The organism is Streptomyces sp. PU-14G, assembly GCF_041028275.1.
Lineage (GTDB): Bacteria > Actinomycetota > Actinomycetes > Streptomycetales > Streptomycetaceae > Streptomyces.
In genome coordinates this window covers 1-8,245 of the sequence record NZ_JASKYT010000355.1, presented here as the reverse complement: position 1 = coordinate 8,245, position 8,245 = coordinate 1, and the positions used below count along the sequence as shown (strand labels likewise).

Genomic DNA, 8,245 nt, shown 5'->3' with positions numbered 1-8,245 from the left:
GTAACGCGGGCACCCAGGCGGGCGGGTCACGGGGGTGGCGCCCGCACGCCTGGGTGCCCGCGTTACTCCGTGAGGGCGCGGCGGAGGCGGTCGGGGTCGACGCGCCAGAAGTCGTGCTGGCGGCCGTCGACGAGGACGACGGGGATCTGCTCCCAGTAGGCGCGGTAGAGGTCCTGGTCCTGGTTGATGTCCTTCTCCTCCCAGGCCGCACCCACCTCGTCGCACACCCGCACGATCACGTCGCGCGCCACGTCACACAGATGACACCCGGGCTTCCCGATGAGGGTCACAGTCTTCATGCCCCATTCTCCGCACGTAACGGACCCACCGAACAAACTGGCTATGCTCGCGGCATGGCCCTTCCCGCATGGCTCACCTCTCGCAAGCGCTCCGCGACCGCGCGGAGCGTGCTCGCCGGCGAGGCCGCCGCGGAGGCGGCGCGCAAGCAGGAGCAGGAGCTGGCGGCACAGGCGGTCGAGCGCGAGGGACACGAGGGCGCCGAGGAGGCCGAGTTCCCCGTCGTGGGGGACGTCCGCGGGGCGGCGTTCTTCGACTTGGACAACACCGTGATGCAGGGGGCCGCCCTCTTCCACTTCGGCCGCGGCCTGTACAAGCGCAAGTTCTTCCGCAAGCGCGAACTCACCCGCTTCGCCTGGCAGCAGGCGTACTTCAGGCTCGCGGGCTCCGAGAACGCCGACCACATGCAGGACGCCCGCGAGAGCGCCCTGTCGATCGTCAAGGGCCACCGTGTCCACGAGTTGATGGCGATCGGCGAGGAGATCTACGACGAGTACATGGCCGGCCGCATCTGGCCGGGCACACGCGCGCTGGCGCAGGCGCACCTGGACGCGGGCCAGAAGGTGTGGCTGGTGACGGCGGCGCCGGTGGAGACGGCCACGATCATCGCGCGGCGCCTGGGACTGACCGGCGCGCTGGGGACGGTCGCCGAGTCGGTGGGCGGCGTCTACACGGGGCGGCTGGTCGGGGAGCCGCTGCACGGGCCCGCCAAGGCGGAGGCGGTGCGGGCGCTGGCCGCGGCGGAGGGGCTCGAGCTGGAGCGGTGCGCCGCGTACAGCGATTCGGCGAACGACATTCCGATGCTGTCGCTGGTCGGCCATCCGTATGCGATCAATCCTGACAGCCGACTGCGGGCGCACGCGCGGGAAATGGGCTGGCGGCTGCGGGACTACCGCACGGGCCGGAAGGCGGCCAAGGTGGGCATTCCGGCGGCTGCCGGAGTGGGCGCGCTCGCGGGCGGCGCGGCGGCTGCCGTCGCGGTCCAGCGCCGGCGCCGGTAGGCCTGTCACAAGGGCGGCCGTCCGCGCGTGCGGCCGGCGTGAGGCGCGTGTCCGGCTCGTTCCGGCGCGCGGAACTGCCCGTGCGCCCCTGCCGGGACCCGATCCAGCAGTGTTACCCGGCGTTGTCGCCCGCCAGTCCCGCAGCCAACAGTCGGTCACAAATGATCAGTGAGGCGACATTTCCAGCCAGCCAAGTGATCAGTCTTGGCGGGCGACTCGCGCCTGAAAGCGGCGTCATTCCATAACAGAGCGAACCGAATCGACGATTTTGGCAACTACGTGTAGTGCCGCCTGTACGAAGCGTTATTCTCCTCAGACGCAATTCGGTACCCATCCGTCCCTACGCCGGGTGAATGGTCCCGCACTGCACGTGATGGAAGCTCTGCCTCTGGGAGTCCCGTGTACCCACACGTCGGGGTTGACGCCTCGGGCCTGGCTACGCTGCGCACGACAGTCTTCGACCAACTGCGTGCGTTCGTCCCCACCGCGTACGCCGTCCCTGCCCTCGCCGCAACAGCCGTAACTGTCCCCGCAGGAGCCGCACCTGTCCCCGCAGGCCCCTGCCACGCCCTCGCGCACCGCGCCGCCGGCGCCACGACCCGCACCACCACCACCACGTCCCGCACCGCCACCGCCGGAGGCCGACGCGCCCGGGGGACGGGCGCCACCGCCCGGCGCCCCGCCGCCTCGGACACCGACAGCCGCCGGATGATGGACCTGGTCGAAGCCGCCCAGGCCGGTGAGGCCGAGGCGTTCGGCCGGCTCTACGACCAGTACAGCGACACCGTCTACCGCTACATCTACTACCGGGTCGGCGGCCGGGCGACCGCCGAGGACCTGACCAGTGAGACCTTCCTGCGCGCCCTCCGCCGCATCGGAACCTTCACCTGGCAGGGCCGCGACTTCGGGGCCTGGCTGGTGACCATCGCCCGGAACCTCGTCGCCGACCACTTCAAGTCGAGCCGCTTCCGCCTCGAAGTGACCACCGGCGAGATGCTCGACGCCAACGAGGTGGAACGCTCCCCTGAGGAGTCGGTTCTGGAGTCCCTCTCCAACGCCGCCCTGCTGGAGGCCGTACGTAAGCTCAACCCCCAACAGCAGGAGTGCGTCACGCTCCGATTTCTCCAGGGGCTCTCGGTGGCCGAGACGGCGCGGGTCATGGGCAAGAACGAGGGCGCGATCAAAACCCTCCAGTACCGCGCCGTGCGCACCCTCGCCAGACTCCTCCCCGACGACGCGCGCTGACCGGCCCGTGCCGGTACTGCCGTGCCCGGCACTCCCGCGGGCGTCGCGCACCGGAACACCGGCCAACCCGGTCAACCGGCCACCGGTCACCGGTCACCGGTCACCGGTCACCGGTCACATCATCGTGACATCGGACTCCGTAACCCGACTGGCTTGCGCTCGTTGTGGGGGTTGCAGACTCCCCCAGCCGTGGCCGGCCGGGGCCCGCTCACGCTCGAGCGGACACGGTCGGTCACGCACCCCTTCCTGTGCGGCGGGGAGTCGACCGTGCTGACGAGAGGAGGTGCCGCCGGTGATCGGATCCGTGCCGACCAGCCGACGGGCCATCGCCTTCGCCCAGGCCCTGGACGAGCAGGAGCGCGACGCGGGCGCGGCGGCCGACACAGGGTCCGAGGGCTCCGCGGACCCGGGGAGAAGCGGAGCGGCCCCACCGGGCGCTTCGCCGCGGACACCGGCACGGCACGCGCCGTCCCGGTCGTCGGCCTCTCCCCCGTCGTCGCCGTCCTCGCCCTCCGCGTCGCCCCCGTCCCCGCACAGCCACCGGGCGGGCGGCACCGACCGGCCGCTGCTGCCGCTGGCCGGCGAACTCGCCGCGCTGCCCAGGCCGCAGCTGGACCCCGAGGTCAAGACGGTGCAGCGGGCGCAGCTGATCGCCGCCATGGAGACGGCCTTCGCCGAGGGCGGGACGGCGGCGCAGGACGCGCGGCTTCCCGAACAGCGCGACGGCCGGGCCGCCTCCCGGGCCGGGAGGGGCGGCGCGCACCGCGCACCGAACCCGTTGAGCAAACTGCGCCCCAGGTCCCGGCTGGGCAAGGGGCTGGCGGCGGGCGGCCTGAGCGTCGGTGTGGCGGCGGGCGCCCTCGGCGGGGCCGCGGCGGCCAGCACCGACGCCCTCCCCGGGGACAACCTCTACGGTCTCAAGCGCGGCATGGAGGACCTCAGGCTCGACCTGGCCGGTGACGACGCCGACCGCGGCAGCCTCCTGCTGGACCACGCCTCCACCCGCATGAAGGAGGCCCGCCGTCTGATGGAGCGGGACCGGGCGGGCGCACTCGACCACGAGTCGCTGGCCGAGGTCCGCAGGGCCCTCTCGGGCATGCAGCACGACGCCTCGGAGGGGCACCGCCTGCTGAGCGCGGCCTACCGGCAGGACGGCGACCTGGCACCGATCCGGTCCCTGTCCAGCTTCACCAAGGAGCACCGGGACGGCTGGAGCCGGCTGCGCGACCGGCTGCCGGTACAGCTGCGTGACGTGGGCGAGAAGGTCACCTCCGTCTTCGACGCCATGGACGAGGACGTCACCCCGCTGCGGTCGCTCCTTCCGCGCGGGCCCCAGGACGGGGCGCAGGAGCGCGAGCGGGGCACGAGCGACCGTACGGGCGAGGAGTCGCCGTCCACGGAGCCCTCGACGCCGTCCTCGGACGGCACGCACGGGCAGCGGGAGCGCCGCAGCCAGGAGCCGTCGCCCACCGACTCCCAGCGGCGTGGCGGTGAGGGTCTGCTCGGCGGCGGCCTGCTCCAGCCGTCCGAGAAGCCCGAACGCGGTGACGATCCCACGGGCTCCCGTTCGGGTTCCGCCTCGGGTGGCTCCGCCACGCCGGGCGGCGAGCCCGAGATCACGCTCCCGCCGATCGTGCCGGAGGTGCTGCCGGGCCTGGGCCTGGACGACCGCGAGAAGTGAGGCGCGCCCGGCGCGCGACGAGGGGGGCACCGACGAGCGTCGGTGCCCCCCTCGCGGTTGCCGTGTCCCCGCTCAGCCCTCTTCCCAGCTCGCGCTGCCCGCGCCGGTGCTGGCCGGGCCGCACTCGAAGCCCGAGGTGCCGGTGGCGCCGGGGTTCAGCGTGACCCAGTTGCCCGCTCCGTCGAAGGCCCGCCCGCACACCACGGTGACGCGGAAGGCGACGGACTGGCTGGTGTTGTTGCGGCAGGCCGCCCAGCCCTGCCGCCCCGAGGTCTTGGTGTTGCAGTCCAGCACGTTGTTGGCGGATACGGGCGGGGCGTCCGCAGCCGACGCCGTGCCGGCGAGCGGAACCACCGTCGCCGCACCGGCCATCAGGGTCGCCGCAAGCACGCGCTTCATGTTCCTACTCCCTCGTTCAGCGATGGACGTCCTCGGCCGGATCTGCTCGCCGGCCGACGTCCCTCACCGAACCAGTGCGCCGCGCACGTGCCCACCTGTCACCCGTCAGGGTCCGCACCGGGGGCTCGCCTCGCGGCCGTCAGAAGAAGACCGAGCGGCGCCGCACGAGCAGCTTGTAGAGGGTGTGCTGAATCGTTTCCCGTACCTGGTCGGTCAGGTTGAACATCAGCATCGGGTCCTCCGCCGCCTGAGGCGGGTGGCCCTCGGTGGGCAGCGGCTCGCCGAACTGGATGGTCCACTTCGTCGGCAGCGGCACAGCGCCCAGCGGGCCGAGCCAGGGGAAGGTGGGCGTGAGAGGGAAGTACGGGAAGCCCAGCAGCCGCGCGAGCGTACGCGAGTTGCCGATCATCGGGTAGATCTCCTCGGCGCCCACGATCGAGCAGGGCACGATGGGCGCGCCCGCCCGCAGCGCCGTCGAGACGAAGCCGCCCCGCCCGAACCGCTGGAGTTTGTAGCGGTCGGCGAACGGCTTGCCGAGCCCCTTGAAGCCCTCCGGCATCACGCCGACGACCTCGCCGCGCTCCAGCAGCGTCTGCGCGTCCTCCGCGCAGGCGAGCGTGTGTCCGGCCTTGCGGGCCAGCTCGTTGACGACGGGCAGCATGAACACCAGGTCGGCGCCGAGCAGTCGCAGGTGGCGGTCCGCGGGGTGGTGGTCGTGGACGGCGACCTGGAGCATGAGCCCGTCCAGCGGCAGCGTCCCGGAGTGGTTGGCGACCACCAGCGCGGCCCCCTCGGCCGGTATGTTCTCCACCCCCCGCACCTCGACGCGGAAGTACTTCTCGAACACGGGGCGCAGCAGCGACATCAGGACCTGGTCGGTCAGTTCCTCGTCGTAGCCGAAGTCGTCGACCTCGTACTCCCCGGTGACGCGGCGCCGCAGGAACGCCAGCCCCCGCGCCGCCTGCTCCTCCCAGCCGGCTCCCAGCACCCGCTGGAGCAGCCCACTGCCGCCGTCACCGGCCGCGGAGCCCGGCTCCTGCGCACCGCCCGCCGCCTGGCCGGGCTCCTGCGCACCGGCCGCCCCCTGGCCCGGCTCCTGCGCACCGGCCGCTGCCTGGCCGGGGACGGTCGTCAGCGGCGGGTCGGTGTTGCGGCTGCCGGGACGCGTCGTGCGGTCCTGGCGGGTGTGGGCCCGGGTGCGGCGGCCGGGGCCGTCGGGCGCCCGGCCGGAAGCGCCGCGCGGGCGGCCCCTGTCGTCGTCGAAGGGTATGACCTTGGCGTCACCCATCCCGGCGCACCTCCTTCTCGTACCCCGCACCGGCGGCCTGGGCCGACGGTACCGGCTTCCCCGGCAGCAGCCGAGCGAACCGGTCGACGGCCTGCGCCAGCTTCGCCGGCGGCAGCACTCCAGGTCCGCGGTACCTCGCGAAGGCCTCCAGCGTCTGTGCGGTGGTACGGCCCGGCGTGAAGCCCAGCACCTCACGGGCGTGCCCGGTCGCCACCACCCGCCCGTGCGTCAACAGCCGCAGCTGCTCGGGGGAGAAGTCCGCCAGACCGACCGCGCGCAGCGCCCCGCCGCCCCAGCGGATGGCGGGCAGCAGCGTGGGCACCGTCGGCCGCCCCAGCCGCCGGGCGCACTGGGAGAGCGGCAGCACCCCGCCCCCGGCGATGTTGAAGGTGCCCGCGTTGAGGAATCCGGCGCGTGGCTCGGCCGCCGCCAGGCACAGCGCCTCCATCACGTCGTCGTCGTGCACGAACTGCAGCCGGGGGTCGTAGCCCAGTACGGTCGGCAGGACGGGCAGCGAGAAGTAGGCGGCGAGCGGCGACTCGGCGGCGGGGCCGAGGATGTGGGCGAAGCGCAGCACGGTCACGGCGACGTCGGGCCGCCGCCGCGCGAACCCGCGCACGTAGCCCTCGACCTCCACCGCGTCCTTGGCGAAACCCCCGCCCGGCAGGGAGCGCGCCGGGGTCGCCTCGTCGAAGACGGCCGGGTCGCGGGGCGCGGAACCGTACACGCTCGTCGTCGACTTGATCACCAGCCGGCTGACGCTGGGCGCCTTCTGGCAGGCACCGAGCAGCTGCATGGTGCCTATGACGTTGGTCTCCTTGACCGCGCCGCGCCCACCGCCGCCGGGCGTCAGCCCGGTGCCGTGCAGGTCCATGTGGACGACGGTGTCCACGGCGTGCTCGGCCAGCACCTTGCCGATGGCGGGCTGCCGGATGTCGGCCCGCACGAACTCGGCGTCGCCCAACGGGCCGGGCGGCGGGTGGGCGTCCACCCCGACGACCCGGCCCACCCCCGGCTCACGCCGCACACGGCGGGCGAACCGGGCACCGAGCGGCCTGGCCACACCGGTCACGAGCACGACCTTGCCCACATTCCCTCCCTACGCCGCCCCCGGTGCGGCTTACCGCACGACGTGAGCTGCGACGCGTACCCAAAGCAGAACCGCCGCCTTTCTCCCCGCGCGGGGAGAAAGGCGGCGGTCAGTGGCGTGCGGTGCGCTCGCTCACTTCTTGTTGCGACGCTGCACACGCGTCCGCTTCAGCAGCTTGCGGTGCTTCTTCTTCGCCATCCGCTTACGCCGCTTCTTGATGACAGAGCCCACGACTACCCTCGCTCACGGATCATCCCCCACGGGGTGGGGGCGAACTCATTTCGATACTCGGTGCGGGGCGTCCGAGCCCACACGACCTACATGGGGCCACCCTACCCGGCACCGGACAGTGGATGTGAATCGAGGGGTGCCGCCCGCCACCGTCCGCGGCGACGGCCGCATCCGGTGCCGGCCTAAGCGCTCTCCACCCCCACGTAGGACTCCTCGAGGTACTCATGGACGGCCTTCTCCGGGACCCGGAAGGACCTGCCCACCCGGATCGCCGGCAGATGACCGCTGTGCACCAGGCGGTACACGGTCATCTTGGAGACTCGCATCACCGCGGCGACCTCCGCCACGGTCAGGAACACGACCTCGTTCAGAGGGCGTTCGTCAGCAGCCATGTCACACCTGAACCTTCCGCACATGTCGGGCACCGGCTTCCCCTCCGGTGACTCCTGCTCGCATGTGCGCTCTACCCCGGTTCAGGGGCGCGTGATGCAAGTGATGAAGAGGAGCAGCTCTCGCTCGCCTACCGTGACAGACACGCCCGATTGAGTACATAGCGAGTAAGCGCGCGGTAGTAATCGGACTGCGCACCGTCACGCGCTGCCGCTCCTCGGCGCCCTCCTCCGGCCCGCGCCGACCGCTCCGCGCCGTCGCGCGCCACCTCGCCGGCCCCCTCGGCCCGCCGCCCCCACCCGCGCCACTGACCTGCGCCGACACCTCAGCCGTCCTCCCGTTTCCCACCGCTTGCCACCGTCGGACGGCAGCGGCGTCCCCCTCTTCCGCACGGCCCCGACCGCGCGGGGCGCGCGAGCGTGCGCCCCGCTCGCGGGCTCTTCTCCGCACGCCGGTTACGCGAAGCGACGCGACTCCCCGTACGTAGGAGAAGCCGCACTGACGTACCCCGAATCACATCGCTATGTCGACAGGTCACCCCTGCGCCGGTGCTAGTCGGGCCGTCCAGGCGCCGACAGGCGTGGGGCCAATGTGACGTAGTTGTCCAGGAGTCGGCCAGGGGC

9 protein-coding genes are annotated in these 8,245 nt (G+C 72.7%); 3 read left to right on the top strand and 6 right to left on the bottom strand.

Annotation, left to right across the window (positions count from 1 at the left end; all coding sequences use genetic code 11):
* Positions 1–62: 62 nt before the first annotated feature.
* Complete coding sequence (locus tag AB8Z75_RS28610) at positions 63–299, bottom strand: glutaredoxin family protein (RefSeq protein ID WP_369206976.1); 237 nt, start codon at positions 297–299, stop codon at positions 63–65.
* 54 nt (positions 300–353) lie between these two features.
* On the opposite strand from AB8Z75_RS28610, the gene AB8Z75_RS28605 reads away from it, so the two are divergent.
* From AB8Z75_RS28605 to AB8Z75_RS28595, 3 genes are all read left to right on the top strand, one after another.
* Positions 354–1,298 carry an HAD family hydrolase gene (locus tag AB8Z75_RS28605; RefSeq protein ID WP_369206974.1) on the top strand — a complete coding sequence of 315 codons (945 nt, stop codon included), beginning with the start codon at positions 354–356 and terminating at the stop codon, positions 1,296–1,298.
* A 399-nt stretch (positions 1,299–1,697) separates the two neighbouring features.
* Complete coding sequence (locus AB8Z75_RS28600; protein ID WP_369206972.1) at positions 1,698–2,543, top strand: ECF subfamily RNA polymerase sigma factor, BldN family; 846 nt, start codon at positions 1,698–1,700, stop codon at positions 2,541–2,543.
* Positions 2,544–2,835: 292 nt separating this feature from the next.
* A complete protein-coding gene (locus AB8Z75_RS28595; protein WP_369206970.1) occupies positions 2,836–4,224 on the top strand; it encodes a DUF5667 domain-containing protein in 1,389 nt (462 codons plus the stop codon).
* A gap of 72 nt (positions 4,225–4,296) precedes the next feature.
* On the opposite strand, the gene AB8Z75_RS28590 is transcribed toward AB8Z75_RS28595, so the two are convergent.
* From AB8Z75_RS28590 to AB8Z75_RS28570, 5 genes are all read right to left on the bottom strand, one after another.
* The gene (locus tag AB8Z75_RS28590; protein WP_369206968.1) at positions 4,297–4,623 is read right to left on the bottom strand and encodes a hypothetical protein; all 327 of its coding nucleotides are present in this window, start codon (positions 4,621–4,623) and stop codon (positions 4,297–4,299) included.
* 139 nt (positions 4,624–4,762) lie between these two features.
* Positions 4,763–5,911 carry a lysophospholipid acyltransferase family protein gene (locus AB8Z75_RS28585; protein ID WP_369206967.1) on the bottom strand — a complete coding sequence of 383 codons (1,149 nt, stop codon included), beginning with the start codon at positions 5,909–5,911 and terminating at the stop codon, positions 4,763–4,765.
* Positions 5,904–7,001: an NAD-dependent epimerase/dehydratase family protein gene (locus AB8Z75_RS28580; protein ID WP_369206965.1), complete on the bottom strand. Its 1,098-nt coding sequence runs from the start codon at positions 6,999–7,001 to the stop codon at positions 5,904–5,906. The genes AB8Z75_RS28585 and AB8Z75_RS28580 overlap by 8 nt, the downstream gene beginning before the upstream one ends.
* A gap of 132 nt (positions 7,002–7,133) precedes the next feature.
* The gene (locus tag AB8Z75_RS28575) at positions 7,134–7,232 is read right to left on the bottom strand and encodes an AURKAIP1/COX24 domain-containing protein (protein ID WP_003948845.1); all 99 of its coding nucleotides are present in this window, start codon (positions 7,230–7,232) and stop codon (positions 7,134–7,136) included.
* Positions 7,233–7,414: 182 nt separating this feature from the next.
* Entirely contained in the window at positions 7,415–7,624 is a 210-nt protein-coding gene (locus AB8Z75_RS28570) for a helix-turn-helix domain-containing protein (RefSeq protein ID WP_157846443.1), read from the bottom strand.
* Positions 7,625–8,245 lie beyond the last annotated feature (621 nt).

Bases quoted from the DNA above. Each gene is read 5' to 3' on its own strand.
- AB8Z75_RS28610 (WP_369206976.1), bottom strand. From the start codon at position 299: ATGAAGACTGTGACCCTCATCGGGAAGCCCGGGTGTCATCTGTGTGAC.
- AB8Z75_RS28605 (WP_369206974.1), top strand. From the start codon at position 354: ATGGCCCTTCCCGCATGGCTCACCTCTCGCAAGCGCTCCGCGACCGCG.
- AB8Z75_RS28590 (WP_369206968.1), bottom strand. From the start codon at position 4,623: ATGAAGCGCGTGCTTGCGGCGACCCTGATGGCCGGTGCGGCGACGGTG.
- AB8Z75_RS28585 (WP_369206967.1), bottom strand. From the start codon at position 5,911: ATGGGTGACGCCAAGGTCATACCCTTCGACGACGACAGGGGCCGCCCG.
- AB8Z75_RS28570 (WP_157846443.1), bottom strand. From the start codon at position 7,624: ATGGCTGCTGACGAACGCCCTCTGAACGAGGTCGTGTTCCTGACCGTG.